Here is a 15,746-nt window from a genome sequence, read left to right as displayed (position 1 = left end):
GGGTCGAAGGACCCTATCCCGGCCGCGTTCCCGCCATCCGGCGCGGGTACGCTCGAGAGTGAGGTTTTACCCCCTCGGCTAAGGACGCAGCGTGACCCAGATCTTCGTCGTCAACTCCGGCTCATCCTCGATCAAATACCAACTGGTCGACCTCGAAACGGAACAACCACTGCTCAGCGGACTGCTCGAGCGCATCGGCGAACCGGGATCCGACATCCCGAATCACGAGGCGGGGATGCGCGAAGTTCTCGCGAGGCTCGGCACCGGTCGCGAGATTGCCGCCGTCGGCCATCGGGTCGTGCACGGCGGGTCGCTCTTCACGAGCGCGACGCTCATCACTGATGAGGTGGTCGACCAGATCGAGGAGCTCAATGAGCTCGCACCGCTGCACAACCCGCCGAACCTTCTCGGCATCCGTGCCGCGAGGATCGCGCTGCCCGGGGTGCCGCACGTCGCCGTCTTCGACACCGCGTTCCACCACACGCTTCCCGCCGCCGCGTACACCTACGCGATCGACACCGACCTGGCCAAGAAGTACGGGGTACGGCGCTACGGATTCCACGGCACGTCCCATAAATACGTCTCGGAGCAGGCCGCGTCGTTCCTCGGTCGCCCCCTGGCGGAGCTCAAGACGATCGTGCTGCACCTCGGCAACGGGGCGTCCGTCTGCGCGGTCGACGGGGGAGTGTCCGTCGAGACGAGCATGGGCATGACGCCGCTCGAAGGCCTGGTCATGGGAACCCGATCGGGCGACATCGACCCGGCCGCGCTCATCCATCTGCACCGGGTCGCGGGTTTCGACTTCGACCAGCTCGACGAACTGCTCAACCGCCACAGCGGCCTGCTCGGGATGACCGGCACCGGCGACATGCGCGATGTGCAGGCGGCCGCGGGCCGGGGTGACGAGGCCGCGGAGCTCGCGCTCGCCGTGTACCGGCACCGTCTGCGCCGCTACATCGGCGCGTACATCGCGCAGCTTCGAGGGCTTGATGCGCTCGTCTTCACCGCGGGTGTCGGCGAGAACAACGTGCTGCTGCGCCGCCGCACCCTCGCCGGGCTCGAGTTCATGGGTATCTCGGTCGACCCCGACCGCAACGAGCTCGCGTCGAAGGAGGCCCGCTACATCTCGCCGGATGGCTCGCCCGTCGCCGTGCTCGTCATCCCCACGAACGAGGAGCTCGAGATCGCGCGCCAGGTGGCGGCCGTCACGGCCTGAGCCCCTCCCGTCTGATCCTGCCGCACGCCTTCGCGTAGCTAACGTCGGAGATTCGGGGACACGCCGCGACTTCTGGCAGTTTTCGGCGGCGTGTCGCAATCCATCCTGCGTTATCGATGTTCGCAACGCGGGCTGGTGCAGAGACACAACCACACGCTGGCCGCGCGGCACTAGAAAGCCTCTGCGACGCCCGCGATTACTCGCCCGCGGCGCCGCTGCGCATTCCCTGCCGCATCGGCGGCCGCTCGCTCGATCACCGCGAGCGTGACCGGCCAGCTCGAGTGGATGTGGGACGGCAGGATGCGGATGGTCGGCCGCCCGAGCCCCGCGGCATGCAGATCCCGGTCGTAGTCCACAACGCGCTGCGCGTCGTTGTCGTGCCAGGCGCGGCTATCGATTTCCAGCCCGAGGCAGTCGTTCACCACGAGATCCTGGTGGCCCAGACCGGGAACAGTACCCTGCGGTACCACTCGGTGTCCCACGCGCTGCAGCCGCAGCCGCACGAATGTCTCGTTGCCCGAGCCGCTGATCAGTACGAGCTCGTCGCAGTACTCGTGCAGGCGGCGGGGCGCGAGTTGCCATAGCCGCAGTATGTCTTCGATGGGGAGAAAGCCGGTGTGGATCGCGGACTCCAGCGCGGCAATGGCATTTTCCTCGTCCAGACAGCGGATGGCCTGCCAGAGCGCTTGCATTCTGGTCACCCGCCAGGCCGTCTCCATCCCGAACCGCGGCCGTTCCCAGTGAAAGCGCGCGGCGAGGCCATCGGCGTCGAGGAGCCCGTGCACCACGTGCGATGCCTTGGGCGAGATTTGGATGTGAGCGCGCGTTCCGTGCCCCGCCCATACACCGAATTCACGCAGCAGCGACACGCACGTAACCGCACCGCCCGCCCGTGCGGCAGTGGTCGCCAGCGTCTCGAGGTGCGCGCATCCGTAGGTGCCGCGCCGCAAGCGCACGATCTCGCCGCGCCTCGTAGCCGCGCGCACCCGGGCCTCCGTCAGACCGTTCTCACGCAGCTGCGGCACGCTCGCCACGTGGCCAAGCCCGCAAAGAAGGGAGATGGACATCCGCCCAGTGTGACGACGCCGCCACGAAAGCTGGCCGGTTCATTCCGTTGAGGGGGAAACCCGCAGACCCACGGCCCTGATGAGGAGTAGACCGGATGCGCAGCTAACGTCGGAGATTCGGGGACACGCCGCGAGAGCTGGCAGTTTTCGGCCGCGTGTCGCAATCCGTCCTGCGTTGCCGTCGGCTGGCGACGCGAGGACGGCGCACTGGCCGCAACAGAGGAACCGTGCGCAGCGTCAACGGGGACATCCCGGGCACGCGGCTGTCAGCCGCCGCCGGTACGCTGTACTGCGTGGTCACCGCCCTATATCGCCGCTATCGGCCAGAGACATTCGCCGAGCTGATCGGGCAGTCCCAGGTCACCGATCCGCTCCGCACCGCACTGCGCAACGACAGGGTCAACCACGCCTATCTGTTCAGCGGTCCGCGCGGCTGCGGCAAGACGACATCCGCCCGCATTCTCGCCCGTTGCCTCAACTGCGCGGAGGGCCCGACCGACACCCCGTGCGGCAAATGTGCGAGCTGCGTCGAGCTTTCCCGCGAGGGCAGCGGGTCGCTGGATGTCGTGGAGATCGACGCCGCGAGCCACAACGGCGTAGACGACGCCCGTGACCTTCGCGAGCGAGCCGTGTTCGCTCCGGCCCGCGACCGCTACAAGATCTTCATTCTCGACGAGGCGCACATGGTGACGCCGCAGGGATTCAACGCGCTGCTCAAGATCGTCGAAGAGCCGCCGGAGCACGTCAAGTTCATCTTCGCGACGACGGAGCCCGAGAAGGTCATCGGCACGATCCGCTCGCGCACCCACCACTATCCGTTCCGCCTCGTGCCGCCGGCGCAGATGCTCGAATACGTGCAGCAGCTCGCCGAGAGCGAGAAGGTCGAGGTCGAGCCCGGCGTTCTGCCGCTCATCGTGCGCGCTGGCGGCGGCAGCGTGCGCGACACGCTCTCCCTGCTCGACCAGCTCATCGCCGGTTCAGAGGGCTCGAGCGTGCAGTACGAGCGGGCCGTCGCGCTCCTCGGTTACACGCACGGCGCCCTGCTCAGCGACGTGATCGAAGCACTCGGCACCGCGGATGCCGCTGCCGCGTTCGCCAGCGTCGACCGCGTCATCCAGACGGGGCAAGATCCACGCCGCTTCGTCGAGGACCTGCTCGAACGCCTCCGCGACCTCATCGTCGTGGCGGCGACGGGCGAGGGCGCCGCGGCCGTGCTGCGCGGCGTGCAACAAGACGAACTCGACCGCATGGCAAAGGAGGCGGCGCTGTTCGGCGTCGCCGAGCTCTCCAGAACCGCGGATGTCGTGGGCGCCGCGCTCACGGAGATGACCGGCGCGACGTCGCCACGCCTCCATCTCGAGCTCATGATCGCCCGGGTGCTCGTTCCGGCGAGCGACGACTCCGAGCGCGGAACGCTGGCCCGAGTCGAGCGGCTCGAGCGCCGCATTGGCGTGACCCCGGCTGCGGAGACTGGCCAAGCGGCCACCCGGGTCCCCGAGCCTGCCCCGACACGCACTCCGGTCGCTGAGCCTGCCAGGACGCCCACCCCTGCGGCTGAACAAGCCGCGGCCCCGGCCGCCGAGCCCGCTCGGCCCGAGGAGGTCGCTTTGCGACCGTCTCGAGGGGTCGAAGCACACCCGGCAGCCACCCCGCCCACCGCACCCGCCGAAGCGCGCGCGACGGCCACCCCGCCCACTCCGCCCGCCCCCGCTCCATCCAAGCCGGTCGAAGCGGCCGCGGCATCCGAAGTCACCCTCCAGCAGGTGAAGGACGCCTGGCCCGAGGTGCTCGAAGCCGTGCAGAAGGCCAAGCGCACGGCGTGGATGGTCGTCTTCACCGCGAAGCCGCTCGAACTGCGTGACGGCGAGATCCTCGTGCTCTCGTTCCAGAGCCAGAACGACGTCGACACTCTCAAGCAGCAGTCCACCCCGGGCGAGGGCGTGGGCGACTACCTCAAGAAGGCCGTCTTTGACGTGCTCGGCTTCACGCCGAAGCTGCTCGCCAGGGTCGAGGCGACGCGCTCGACGCAGGCGTCGGCATCCGCGCAGTCACAGGCGAAACTGCCGGCACCGACGGCGACTTCGGCGGGTGCTACGTCCGACACCGGCCCGGTGCCCGACGACGCGCCCGAACCGACCGAACCGGATGTCGAACCACCGACCCCGGACGGCAACAGCTGGTACACGGCGCCGGTCACCGACGCCGAGCCGGAGACGCGCCCCGTCGCACCGCCTCCCGCGAAGAAGCCGGCGGTGCAGCCGCCCAAGGCGACCGCGACGGAGCCCGAGCCCGAGCCCGAGCCGGCGAAGCCCGCGCGCGAGAAGCCCGCCTACGAGAAGGACCGATACGGCGAATCCGTCGTGCGCGAGATCCTCGGCGCGAGCTTCATCGAGGAGCAGACCATCGCGCCCCGCGTCGCTCCGAGAGAGGGCTAGCCCGTGTACGACGGCATCGTGCAGGAGCTCATCGACGAGCTCGGTCGCCTCCCCGGAATCGGACCGAAGTCGGCGCAGCGCATCGCGTTCCACATCCTGCAGACCGAGACCTTCGACGTCACGCGCCTCGCCGAGGTGCTCATGGAGGTCAAGGAGAAGGTGCGCTTCTGCGAGATCTGCGGCAACGTCACCGAGCAGGAGCACTGCTCCATCTGTCGCGATCCGCGCCGTTCGCCGTCCACCATCTGCGTCGTCGAAGAGGCGAAGGATGTCGTGGCTATCGAGCGCACCCGCGAGTTCCGCGGCCTCTACCACGTGCTCGGCGGCGCCATCAGCCCGATCGACGGCATCGGACCGGACGACCTCCGCATCCGCCAGCTCATGCAGAGACTCGCGGATGGCACGGTCACCGAGGTCATCATCGCCACCGACCCGAACCTCGAGGGCGAGGCGACGGCCACCTACCTCTCGCGCATGCTCATGCACCTCGACCTCAGGGTCACGCGTCTGGCATCCGGGCTCCCCGTCGGTGGCGACCTCGAATACGCCGACGAGGTCACCCTCGGCCGTGCCTTCGAGGGTCGCCGACTCGTAGAGAACTGACCCACGTTCCCTGAGCTCGCAGAAGGTGCCTCCACGAACTCACGCACCCCCGAACGTCATCTTCCCGCCCAGTCGGTACAATCAACTGTTCGATCCGATGCGGGAATGGGTCGACGCGGGCAGCGCGGCCCGAGGCAATTCAGCCGGCCCCAGCCCCAGTACCAGTCCCCGGGAGATTCATGAGCTTGATCGTGCAGAAGTACGGTGGCTCCTCCGTAGCCGATGCGGAGAGCATCAAGCGCGTCGCCAAGCGCATCGTCGAAACCCACAAGGCGGGCAACGAGGTCGTCGTCGTCGTCTCCGCCATGGGCGACACCACCGACGAACTCTTCGACCTCGCTCTCTCCGTTGCCCCGCTGCCCTCCGGTCGCGAACTCGACATGCTCCTCACCGCGGGCGAGCGCATCTCGATGGCACTCCTCGCCATGGCCATCAAGAGCCAGGGTCAGGACGCCCGCTCATACACCGGCAGCCAGGCGGGCATGATGACGGATGCGAAGCATGGCTCCGCGCGCATCGTCGAGGTCAATCCTTCGCGCATCCGTGCCGCGCTCGACTCAGGTGCCATCGCCATCGTCGCGGGTTTCCAGGGCTTCAATCGCGGCACGGGAGACATCACCACGCTCGGTCGCGGCGGATCGGACACCACGGCCGTGGCGCTCGCCGCGGCCCTCGGCGCCGACGTGTGTGAGATCTACACGGATGTCGACGGCGTCTTCACTGCAGACCCCAGGGTCGTGCACAACGCGCGCAAGATCGACCGCATCACGAGCGAGGAAATGCTGGAACTCGCGGCATCCGGCGCCAAGGTGCTCTATATTCGCGCGGTGGAATATGCGAGGCGCCACGGTGTGACCCTGCACGTCCGCTCGTCGTTCAACAACAATTCGGGCACCCTGGTGGTGAACCCCAAGGATGGAGACAACGTGGAAGAGGCAATCATTGCGGGCGTGTCCGCAGACCTCAGCGAGGCCAAGATCACTGTCGTCGGCATCCCCGACGTTCCGGGCAAGGCCGCGCAGATCTTCACCATCGTCGCCACGGCCGAGGCGAACATCGACATGATCGTGCAGAACGTCTCGACCAAGTCATCCGGCCTCACCGACATCTCGTTCACCCTGCCGATGTCGGATGGCGCCCGCGTGCTGCAGGTGCTGAACGCGCACAAGGATGAGGTCGGTTTCGACTCACTCCAGTACGACGACCAGATCGGCAAGCTCGCCCTGGTCGGCGCGGGCATGCGCACGAACGCCGGTGTCTCGGCGAAGCTCTTCACCGCTCTGTTCGAGGCGGGCATCAACATCGAGATGATCTCCACGAGCGAGATCCGCATCTCGGTCGTCACGCGCGCCGACACCGTGAACGACGCCGTGCGCGTGGTGCACAGCGCCTTCGGCCTTGACGGCGAAGAAGAGGCGGTCGTGCACGCGGGCACCGGCCGCTAAGCATCCGTTGGTCGAGTAGGTCTCGCGCGCTACTCGACCAAGGTCGGGCTTAGCCCGCGAACGCACCGCGGTACGCCGCAGCGGGGTGTCGCTCGTTGAGCCGGGGAGCGCCGAACAGCTTCTCTCGCAGGGGGCCATCCGTGTACTCGGCCTGTGCGAGACCGCGCTCGCGCAGCACGGGCAGCACCAACTCGGCGAACTCGGCAAAGGATCCGGGGATCACCCAGTTGATGACGTTGATGCCATCGACTCCCGCGTCCTGCCACTCCTCCAACCGGTCGGCGATCTGCTCGGGCGTGCCGACGATCCTCGTACTGCGCGACTGATTCCTGGCGAGGTCGGCCACGGTGGGCTCGCGATCCGTGATGAACTTCGCGGTCCACTCGAGAAAGCCCTTGGCCGTGTTCGTGTCGACGTCTTTGAGGAGAGTCTCTGGCGGATAGACGCGGCCGGTCTTGTCGACGACGGCGGAGTGCGCGAGGTATCCGTCGACGCTCACGTACTTCTCGTACTCGGCGGCCTTCGCCTCTGCTTCCTCTTCCGTCTCTCCGATCACGAAGCTCAGCCCCTGGAAGAACTTGATGTCCTCTGGCCGGCGACCGTTCTCCACCGCGAAGCGCCTGGTCTCCTCGATCTGCTCCTTCGCGAGGGCGGGCGACGGGGCGACGATGAACACGGCCTCCGCGTGGCGGGCGGCAAAGCGCCGACCCGAGACCGAGGATCCGGCCTGGTAGAGCACGGGCGTCCGCTGCGGTGACGGCGACGGCAGGTGCGGGCCCTCGACGCGGTAGCGCTCGCCGACGTGGTGGATCTTGTGCACCTTGGACGGGTCAGAGTAGTAGCCGCGCTCGCGATCCTTGATCAGGGCATCGTCGTCCCAGGACCCCTCCCACAGCTTGTAGACGACGTCGACGTACTCCTCGGCCCAGCGGTACCGCTCGGTGTGGTCGGTGAGAGCGGTGAGCCCGAAGTTGCGCGAGCCGTTGTCCTGCATTCCCGTGACAATGTTCCAGGCGATGCGGCCCTGCGAGATGTGATCGAGGGTCGAGATCTGACGGGCGAAATTGAACGGATGGTTCTGCATCACGTTCGAGGTGAGCGCGAGACCGATGTGGGTGGTGTTCACCGCCAGGGCGCTGAGCAGCACCGTCGGGTCATTGCTCGGGATCTGCAGCCCTTCGCGCAGGTAGACGTCGAAGTCCGCATCCGAGTCGCCGTAAAGTCCGCTCACGTCGGCGAAGAACATGGCGTCGAATTTCGCGTCCTCGAGGAGACGGGCCAGGTTGATCCAGGTGTTCACGTCATTGAACTCGGTCTGTCCGGCGTCGGAGCGCCGCCACTGGCCGTGATGGATGTGCGACGAGGTGTTCATCACGAAGGCGTTGAAGTGCAGCGGGCGTCGCTCGGTCATGGGTGTCTCCTTATGGTGGGGCCGGATGTTTCGGATTCGAGACTCGGTAGCGAGCCGATGAGCTCCCGGGTGTATGCGTGCTGGGGGCTGTGGAAGATCTGCTCGACCGTGCCATGCTCGACGACCGCGCCATCCTTCATCACGAGCACGCGGTCGCTCAGGTGGCCGATCACTCCCAGGTCGTGCGAGATGAAGAGGTAGCTCAGGCCGAGTTGTTTCTGCAGTCCGGTGAGCAGGTCGAGGATCTGGGCCTGAACGGACACGTCGAGTGCGGAGACCGCCTCGTCGAGCACGATCACCGAGGGCGACGGCGCGAGGGCGCGAGCGATCGCAATTCGCTGGCGCTGGCCACCCGAGAGGCGGAAGGGAAAGCGCTGCAGCACGTCCTCGGCGAGGCCCACTTGCTCCAGGAGTTCCCGCACCCTCGAGCGCTTGCCCTCCGCGGTCGGATAGGCCTCGTGAGGCACGGCGTCGATCAGGATGCGCTCCGTGTTCCAGCGCGGATCGAACGAGCCGAGCGGGTCCTGGTAGACCACGGAGATGCGCGAGCGGAGCCGGCGTCGCCGCGGTTCGGACTCGGACGACCAGTCCTGACCGAGCAGGCGCACCGCTCCGGCATCCGGCTTCGTCAGGGCAAGCGCGATGCGGCCGGTGGTCGACTTGCCCGAGCCGGACTCTCCCACGATGCCGAGGGTTTCGCCGCGGGCTAGGTCGAACGACACATTGTCGACCGCGAGCTGGGAACCGCCGCCCGGCGTGCCGAAGCGCTTGACGAGGCCGGTCGCCTCGAGCACGGGTCCGCGGTAGTCGCGCAGTTCCCCAGCGAGCTGCTGCGGATGCGGCGTCGCCACGATCTCGACGTCCGGTCCGAGGCGCTTTCCCCTGGTATCCTCGCCCGGCACCGCGGCGATGAGACCGCGCGTGTACGGATGACGCGGTCGCTCGAGGATCTGCCGCGTGTCACCCTGCTCGACGATGTGTCCACCCTTCATCACGAGGATGCTGTCGGCGAGCTGCGCCACCACCGAGAGGTCGTGGCTGATCAGCACGATCGAGACCCCGCGGCGTTTCGTCTCCTCGAGGAGGCCGAGTACCTGCGCCTGCACTGTGACATCGAGCGCGGTGGTCGGCTCGTCGGCGATGATGACCTCGGGGTCGAGGGCGAGCGCTGAGGCGATGAGCGCGCGCTGCCGCAGCCCGCCCGAAAGCTCGTCCGGCCGCTGCTTCGCGCGCTGTTCCGGCAGCGGCACCCCCACGCTCGCCAGCAGTTCGATGGCCTTGCGCTTACGGGAGGCCCGATCACCCCAGCCGTGCAGCGCCAGGGATTCCTCGATCTCCCTGCCGACGGGACGCAGGGGGTCGAGCGAGACGAGCGCATCCTGCAGGATGAACCCGATCCGCTTGCCGCGGATGCCCCGCCACTCGCGCGACGAGAGGCTCGAGATGTCCTGCCCGCCGAGTCGGAGCGCGTCGGAGGTGACGTGCGAGCCGTCGCCGGCGAGGCCCACGATGGAGCGCGCGGTGACGCTCTTGCCCGAGCCCGACTCTCCGACGATCGCGACGCACGCTCCGCGCGGCAGCTCGAAGGAGAGGTCATGCACGACGTGATGCCGCTGCCCACCCCTCGTGAACGAGACGTTGAGACCCGACACGACGAGCGAGTCGGCGTCGCGCTCGGTGGAGGCATCCGGGCGCTCGACCTCGGTGATGGCGGTCATTTTTCACCCTTCTCGAGAATCCGCTGGATGTGCTGCCCGAGGGTCGTGGCTGCGAGCGCGAGCACCACAATCACGAGGCCTGGCAGCACGATGAGCCAGCCGGCCTGGGTCACGTAGCCGCGCCCCGCATCGAGCAGCGCTCCCCATTCGGATGCCGGCGGCGCGACCCCGAGACCGAGGAACGCGAGACTCGATGCCCACACGATCGACTGCCCGATGGACAGGGTGATGATCGCGACCAGCGGCCGCACAGCGTTCGGCACGATGTGGGCACCGAGGATGCGCCGGCGACTGTGACCGAGAGCCACCGCGGCCTCCACGTATCCGGAGTCCTTTGCCGACAGCACCTGGGCCCGGATGATGCGCGCATAGCCCGGTGCGGTTCCGACCCCCACCGCGACGATCTGCGTGAGCGCGGACTGGCCGAGTACGGCGACGAGCAGCAGGGCGAGCAGCAGGGTGGGAAAGGCGAACAGCACCTCGATGACGCGATTGACCGTACCGGCGACGAAGCGACCGGCGAGGGCGGCGACGGAGCCGAGCACGAGGGCTATGGAGATGCTCACGGCCGTCGCGCCGATGCCGATCGACAGCGAGTCCCTCGTGCCCCAGACGATGCGGCTGTAGAGGTCGCGGCCCGACTCGTCGGTGCCGAACCAGTGGAACAGCGAGGGGGCGTGCAGCGCGCTGCCGAGGTCGAGAGCGGTTGGGCTGTGGGTCGCGAGCACACCCGGTGCGATCGCGGCGACGGCGAAGAAGGTGAGGACGGCGATCGATACCCAGACGCCAGCGCCTCCCGAGACGAGTGGGCGCGCGCCGCGCCGGGTGGCGGCGAGGGGACTGATGGTGGAGGTCATGCGTTCTTCAGCCTCGGATCGATGAGCACGTAGACGACGTCGACCACGAGGTTCGCGATCACGTAGAGCGCGGCGATCAGCACGACGACCCCGGTGACGACGGGTAGGTCTTGGGTGTTCACCGCGGTGGTCAGAACCTTGCCGATGCCGGCGCGCGTGAACACGGTCTCCACGATGACCGCACCGGAGATGGTGGCGCCGAGCGCCCATCCGGAGAGCGTGATCGCGGGCAGCACGGAGTGGCGCAGCGCGTGGCGCAGTCGCACCCCGGTCTCGCCCATTCCGCGCATCCTCGCGGAGAGCACGAAGGGCTGGTCGAGAGATTTCTCGAACTCCGTCCTCGTCGCCTGTCCCATGAAGCCAGCGAGGGGAATCGCCAGGGTGAGGGCGGGAAGGAAGAGCCCGGGCAGGCCGCTTCCCCCGATGACCGGGAACCAGCCCAGGCCGAGTGCGAACACGAGCAGCAGGATGATGCCCAGCCAGTAGTGCGGCAGTCCGGCGGCCACCGTGTCGACGAACGCTCCGATGCCGCTCACCCTGCGGCCGCGGCCGGCGGTGAGCGTGACCCAGGCGACCATGATCACCCAGGAGAGCACGAGCGTCGTCAGGGTCAGCATCATCGTGGGTGCGAGTTGCTCGCCGATGATCGCCGACACCGGCCGGAACTGCTGATACGAGGTGCCGAGATCACCCCGGAACAGGCCACCGATGTAGTGGAGGTACTGCTGCACCATCGGGTCCTGCAGGCCGTACTGCGCGTTGATCTGTGCCAGCTCGGCCGGAGTGCGCTCGATCGCCTGCCCAGCACGGGTGTTCAGGATGACCGTGGCACGGTCTCCGGGAAGCATCGCCTGTGCCACGAACGCGACGGAGGCGGAGCCCCACAGCACGATGGCGGCGTTCAGCGCCTTGCGGCCGACGAGTCGCAGCCTGGCCACGGCGATGCCGCCGCGCAATGGGGCGCCCGGCTGTGCGGTCGTGGGCTGCTCTGTGGGCGGCGCCGCAGCATCCGCTCGATCACTTGACAAGGTAGGCGTCATGGAAGACCGGTCCTCCCTGCGAGGCTTCCTGCCACACGCCCTTGAGCCTCGGCGACACGGCGAGCGTGCTGAGCCGGTCGTAGACGCCGATGGCGAGCGCGTGCTCGGCTATGTAGTCCTGCGCCTGCTGGTAGAGGGCGTTCTGCGCGTCGAGGTCCGCGGTGGAGTTGGCCTTGACGATGAGACCCTCGAGCGTGGCGTCGTTCAGAAAGGCAGCGTTGTTGTAGTTCGGCGCATCCGCGGTGCTCTGCCTCCAGTTGATATAGAGGATGCCCGCGTTCACGGCCGTCCAGTACCCGACGGCGAGGTCGCGCTCGGCGGGCTTGGAGTATGCCCCACCGAAGAACGCGCTCTGCGGCACCGGCACGAGCTTGACGTTGAAGCCCACCGCCTTCGCCTGTTCCTGCACCCCCTGCAGAATGGATGCGCCGTCGGCGTTCACGATGGAGCCCGCGCCATACGGCAGCACCACCGTGAGCGGCTTGCCGTCCTTGACCCGGTAGCCGTCGCTGTTCTTCTCGGTCCAGCCGGCCGCATCCAGTAGCGCGTTCGCCTTCTTCGCGTCGTGGCTGTAGTAGTCCGCGGCCTTCTGGCTGTAGCCGGGTGTGGTGCGGCTCACGCCGCCGTTCCCCTCGTAGGGGATCACTCCCCGGCCGATCGCGTCGACAATCTTCTCGCGGTCGAGGCTGTAGGCGAAGGCCTGTCGTACCTTTTCATCCGTGAACGGACCCTGGGCGGTATTGAAGGTGATCTGCTGCGGGCGGCCAGGGGTCACGTACTTGAGCTCCTGGAAGCCCTGGTCCCTGAGGTTCTTCCACTCGATGGCGGGAACGTCGTAGATCGCGTCCGTCTCCGCCGAGCGCAGCGTCGCCACGCGGGTGGTCGGATCGGAGACGAACTTCCAGTCGACCGTGTCGACGTAGGCGGCACCCTTGTGCTTCGCATTGGCCGGTGCCGAGGTGTAGTTCTTGTTCCGCTTGAGAATGATGTCTTCGCCGCGATTCCACTTCTCCACGGTGAACGCTCCCGAGCCGATCGGCGCCTCGCAGTTCTGCTTCTTGGTGCGGGTCTTCAGCGCCTTCTCCGACTGGATGCCGAAGTAGCTTTGCGTGAGGTTGTCGTCGAGGTTCGGGTAGGGCTTCACAAGATCGATCTTCACGGTCGTGGCGTCGACGGCTTCGGCCGACTTGTAGTAGCCCTGCAGCCAGACCTGGGCCGTGCTGTTGCCGCCGCCCAGCCAGTAGTCGAAGTTGTACGCGACTGCTGCCGCATCCACCGGGGTGCCGTCGGTGAAGTGCACGTTCTTCTTGAGCGTGAACGTCCAGCTCAGCTGGTCGGCCGAGGTGGTCCAGGATTCCGCGAGCCAGGGCACCACCCTGTGGTTCTTGTCGAGCGAGACGAGGTTGTCGATCACCTGGTACGAGAGGTAGGCCTGCTCGATCCAGCCCCCGAAGACGCAGGCGGGCTCCTGCTGGTGGCCGTACACAATGGCCCCGCCATCCACTCGTTTCGCGTTTGCGCCCGGTGCCGCGGCGGCGCCACCGGAGCATCCGCTGAGCCCCGCGGTAAGGGTGATCGCCAGTGCGATCGAGGATGCGATGAGGGATTTCGAGCGAAGCATGTGCGCCTCCAGCTGGTGGGCGAGGTTGGTGGCACAACTGTAAGGAGCCTCGGCGAGCGCTGCGCGGGACGGGGTAACACGCTGTAGAGAAACGTCGCACAAGGTGACATTCCGACGACCGCTCTGGACTGTGCTATGGTCGCCGCTCCCGCGTCCGCCTCGCCGGCCGGTTCGCCGTGCGAGCGGTCGGCGCTCGGCGGGCGGTGAATAGTATCCTGTGATATTCAGGCCAATGGGATGTCGAGCCACAGCCATCCGGCCACACGAGCAATCGAGCCACACACGAGCGGATGGTCATGAGCACAGCAGGAGTACGAATCGGCGTCGTCGGCGCCACTGGCCAGGTCGGCGCTGTCGTGCGTCGCCTGCTCGAGGAGCGCGACTTTCCGGTCGCCGAGATCCGCTATTTCGCCTCGGCTCGCAGCGCCGGCACGACCCTGCCGTGGAAGGGCGACGACATCGTCGTCGAGGATGCCGCGACCGCGGACCCCACCGGCCTCGATGTCGCGATCTTCTCGGCCGGCGCCACGACATCCAAGGCTCAGGCGCCGAGGTTCGCCGCGGCAGGTGTGCTGGTCATCGACAACTCCTCCGGCTTCCGCATGGACCCCGACGTGCCGCTCGTCGTGAGCGAGGTCAACCCGCACGCGATCGCCGAGGCGCGCAAGGGCATCATCGCGAACCCCAACTGCACCACCATGGCGGCCATGCCGATCCTGAAGGTGCTGGATGCCGAGGCCGGCCTCGAGCGCCTCATCGTCAGCACGTACCAGGCCGTATCCGGTGCGGGTCTCGCCGGTGGCGAGGAGCTGCTGGCGCAGGCGAAGGCGGCCGTCGAGCAGAACACGATCGGCCTCGTGCACGATGGCGCAGCCGTCGATTTCCCCGAGGCGAAGACGTTCCCGAAGACGATCGCGTTCGATGTCGTGCCGTTCGCGGGCAACCTCGTCGACGACGGCCTGTTCGAGACCGACGAGGAGAAGAAGCTGCGCAACGAGAGCCGCAAGATCCTCGAGCTGCCGAACCTCCTCGTCAGCGGCACCTGCGTTCGCGTGCCCGTGTTCAGCGGCCACTCGCTCTCGATCAACGCAGAGTTCGCCTCGCCGCTCTCGGTCGAGCGCGCGAAGGAACTGCTGCAGGATGCCCCGGGCGTCGTGCTCACGGATGTTCCGACCCCGCTCGAGGCGGCCGGCACCGACCCCAGCTACGTCGGCCGCATCCGGCAGGACGAGGGCGTGCCGAACGGCCGCGGACTCGCCCTGTTCATCAGCAACGACAACCTGCGCAAGGGCGCGGCGCTCAACGCCGTGCAGATCGCGGAGCTCGTGGCGTCGCAGCAGCTCGCCACCGCGTAGCCGTTCCGTCAACAGGAGAGATTGCGCGGCCGCTGTCTTCAACAGGAGAAATCCGGCGCCTCACGCGCCCTTCCTCCTGTTGAAGCAGCGGAGGGCGACCCGTCGCGCAGGCGCCGTTCGACGACGGCGAGGCACCAATCCATGCGCTCACGCACCTGTTGCCACACGAAACGCTCGTGGCCGTAGCCTTCCATCACGGCGTTCCCGTCCCGCGTTCGGTCACGCAACTGGTTGTCCGCGCCGCCGTGGTACCTGCGGCTGTCGAGTTCGATGATCAGCCAGCCATCGACCAGGAGGTCGACGATCCCGATCCCGGGCAGGCGCACCTGGCTGCGTACCTCGTATCCCGCGCGACGTAGCGCGAGCCGCATGCGCGTTTCGGTCCCGGACATCGCGAGACCATCGAGTTCGCGCGCTATTCCGCGCAGGCGCCTCGGCAGTGCGCGCACCAGCGATCTCAATTCGCCGCGCGTGAGCTGGCGCAGTTGGATGGCGCTGTCGACGGATGCGATGAGCGAGTCACGTGGCGCGGTGCGGCTCAGCTGGAGCAGCGCATCCGGTACCGACACCCGCCACCGCTTGTCCGCGATTACCGGGAAGACATCGTCCGCCCAGAGCCTGTGTTCGCCTGCGGCGACGGGCGGGAGCCTGCTCGCGGTGGATGGGCACGCGACGATTTGTCCGCCATCCTCATCGATCCAGATCCCATAGGTGGCAAGCGCGCTGCTCCCTGCCAGTCTGCCTCCGAGCTGGATGGCGCGCACCGCATCCGGATTCGCGTCGGGAGTCGCGACCCAGCCGCGTCGTGGGCGCCACAGCTCTGTCGTGCGCACGGCGTTCGCGATCTCCGCGCGGGAATGGCCTCGTTCGATCAGCTGCGCGGAGGTGGCGAGGTTGCCCGCCGCACCGAGGTGGAGCGCAAGCGCGGGCATCATGCTGCCAGCGTCCCGGATCGTGCTTGCGCTCGCCGGAGTTGGC

12 protein-coding genes are annotated in these 15,746 nt (G+C 67.6%); 5 read left to right on the top strand and 7 right to left on the bottom strand.

What is annotated here, in order from left to right; all coding sequences use genetic code 11:
* Positions 1–91 precede the first annotated feature (91 nt).
* Complete coding sequence (locus tag ABUA37_RS12835; RefSeq protein WP_349899599.1) at positions 92–1,216, top strand: acetate/propionate family kinase; 1,125 nt, start codon at positions 92–94, stop codon at positions 1,214–1,216.
* 170 nt (positions 1,217–1,386) lie between these two features.
* Here the strand turns inward: ABUA37_RS12835 and ABUA37_RS12830 are convergent, their stop codons facing one another.
* Positions 1,387–2,283, bottom strand: coding sequence for a type IV toxin-antitoxin system AbiEi family antitoxin domain-containing protein (locus tag ABUA37_RS12830; RefSeq protein ID WP_349899598.1), 897 nt, complete (start codon positions 2,281–2,283; stop codon positions 1,387–1,389).
* 293 nt (positions 2,284–2,576) lie between these two features.
* Between ABUA37_RS12830 and ABUA37_RS12825 the strand changes: the two genes are divergently transcribed.
* From ABUA37_RS12825 to ABUA37_RS12815, 3 genes are all read left to right on the top strand, one after another.
* Positions 2,577–4,718: a DNA polymerase III subunit gamma and tau gene (locus ABUA37_RS12825; protein ID WP_349899872.1), complete on the top strand. Its 2,142-nt coding sequence runs from the start codon at positions 2,577–2,579 to the stop codon at positions 4,716–4,718.
* 3 nt (positions 4,719–4,721) lie between these two features.
* Positions 4,722–5,321 (top strand): recombination mediator RecR, encoded by a 600-nt coding sequence (recR, locus tag ABUA37_RS12820; RefSeq protein WP_349899597.1) that lies wholly within the window; start codon positions 4,722–4,724, stop codon positions 5,319–5,321.
* A gap of 179 nt (positions 5,322–5,500) precedes the next feature.
* Positions 5,501–6,766 (top strand): aspartate kinase, encoded by a 1,266-nt coding sequence (locus ABUA37_RS12815; protein ID WP_349899596.1) that lies wholly within the window; start codon positions 5,501–5,503, stop codon positions 6,764–6,766.
* A 49-nt stretch (positions 6,767–6,815) separates the two neighbouring features.
* On the opposite strand, the gene ABUA37_RS12810 is transcribed toward ABUA37_RS12815, so the two are convergent.
* Genes ABUA37_RS12810 through ABUA37_RS12790 form a run of 5 tightly spaced genes read right to left on the bottom strand, consistent with a single transcriptional unit; the run spans position 6,816 to position 13,413 of the window.
* Positions 6,816–8,177, bottom strand: a complete 1,362-nt coding sequence (locus tag ABUA37_RS12810) for an NtaA/DmoA family FMN-dependent monooxygenase (RefSeq protein ID WP_349899595.1) — start codon at positions 8,175–8,177, stop codon at positions 6,816–6,818.
* Entirely contained in the window at positions 8,174–9,895 is a 1,722-nt protein-coding gene (locus ABUA37_RS12805; protein ID WP_349899594.1) for an ABC transporter ATP-binding protein, read from the bottom strand. The genes ABUA37_RS12810 and ABUA37_RS12805 overlap by 4 nt, the downstream gene beginning before the upstream one ends.
* Entirely contained in the window at positions 9,892–10,752 is an 861-nt protein-coding gene (locus ABUA37_RS12800; RefSeq protein ID WP_349899593.1) for an ABC transporter permease, read from the bottom strand. The genes ABUA37_RS12805 and ABUA37_RS12800 overlap by 4 nt, the downstream gene beginning before the upstream one ends.
* Entirely contained in the window at positions 10,749–11,792 is a 1,044-nt protein-coding gene (locus ABUA37_RS12795) for an ABC transporter permease (RefSeq protein ID WP_349899592.1), read from the bottom strand. The genes ABUA37_RS12800 and ABUA37_RS12795 overlap by 4 nt, the downstream gene beginning before the upstream one ends.
* A complete protein-coding gene (locus ABUA37_RS12790; protein WP_349899591.1) occupies positions 11,770–13,413 on the bottom strand; it encodes an ABC transporter substrate-binding protein in 1,644 nt (547 codons plus the stop codon). The genes ABUA37_RS12795 and ABUA37_RS12790 overlap by 23 nt, the downstream gene beginning before the upstream one ends.
* A 296-nt stretch (positions 13,414–13,709) precedes the next feature.
* Here ABUA37_RS12790 and ABUA37_RS12785 point away from each other — a divergent pair, with 296 nt between their 5' ends.
* On the top strand, positions 13,710–14,768 hold the full coding sequence (locus ABUA37_RS12785) for an aspartate-semialdehyde dehydrogenase (protein ID WP_349899590.1): 1,059 nt from the start codon (positions 13,710–13,712) through the stop codon (positions 14,766–14,768).
* A 38-nt stretch (positions 14,769–14,806) separates the two neighbouring features.
* Here ABUA37_RS12785 and ABUA37_RS12780 read toward each other — a convergent pair whose 3' ends face one another.
* Complete coding sequence (locus ABUA37_RS12780; protein ID WP_349899589.1) at positions 14,807–15,703, bottom strand: endonuclease domain-containing protein; 897 nt, start codon at positions 15,701–15,703, stop codon at positions 14,807–14,809.
* Positions 15,704–15,746: the final 43 nt, after the last annotated feature.

Source organism: Parafrigoribacterium soli (assembly GCF_040227235.1).
GTDB classification, from domain to species: Bacteria; Actinomycetota; Actinomycetes; order Actinomycetales; family Microbacteriaceae; genus Parafrigoribacterium_A; species Parafrigoribacterium_A soli.
The sequence above is the reverse complement of the archived record's forward strand: the minus strand, read 5'-3'. Positions and strand labels throughout refer to the sequence as shown.

Excerpts from the sequence above, each read along its gene's own strand:
- ABUA37_RS12830 (WP_349899598.1), bottom strand. The coding sequence starts at position 2,283 with ATGTCCATCTCCCTTCTTTGCGGGCTTGGCCACGTGGCGAGCGTGCCG.
- ABUA37_RS12815 (WP_349899596.1), top strand. The coding sequence starts at position 5,501 with ATGAGCTTGATCGTGCAGAAGTACGGTGGCTCCTCCGTAGCCGATGCG.
- ABUA37_RS12810 (WP_349899595.1), bottom strand. The coding sequence starts at position 8,177 with ATGACCGAGCGACGCCCGCTGCACTTCAACGCCTTCGTGATGAACACC.
- ABUA37_RS12805 (WP_349899594.1), bottom strand. The coding sequence starts at position 9,895 with ATGACCGCCATCACCGAGGTCGAGCGCCCGGATGCCTCCACCGAGCGC.
- ABUA37_RS12800 (WP_349899593.1), bottom strand. The coding sequence starts at position 10,752 with ATGACCTCCACCATCAGTCCCCTCGCCGCCACCCGGCGCGGCGCGCGC.
- ABUA37_RS12795 (WP_349899592.1), bottom strand. The coding sequence starts at position 11,792 with ATGACGCCTACCTTGTCAAGTGATCGAGCGGATGCTGCGGCGCCGCCC.
- ABUA37_RS12790 (WP_349899591.1), bottom strand. The coding sequence starts at position 13,413 with ATGCTTCGCTCGAAATCCCTCATCGCATCCTCGATCGCACTGGCGATC.
- ABUA37_RS12785 (WP_349899590.1), top strand. The coding sequence starts at position 13,710 with ATGAGCACAGCAGGAGTACGAATCGGCGTCGTCGGCGCCACTGGCCAG.
- ABUA37_RS12780 (WP_349899589.1), bottom strand. The coding sequence starts at position 15,703 with ATGATGCCCGCGCTTGCGCTCCACCTCGGTGCGGCGGGCAACCTCGCC.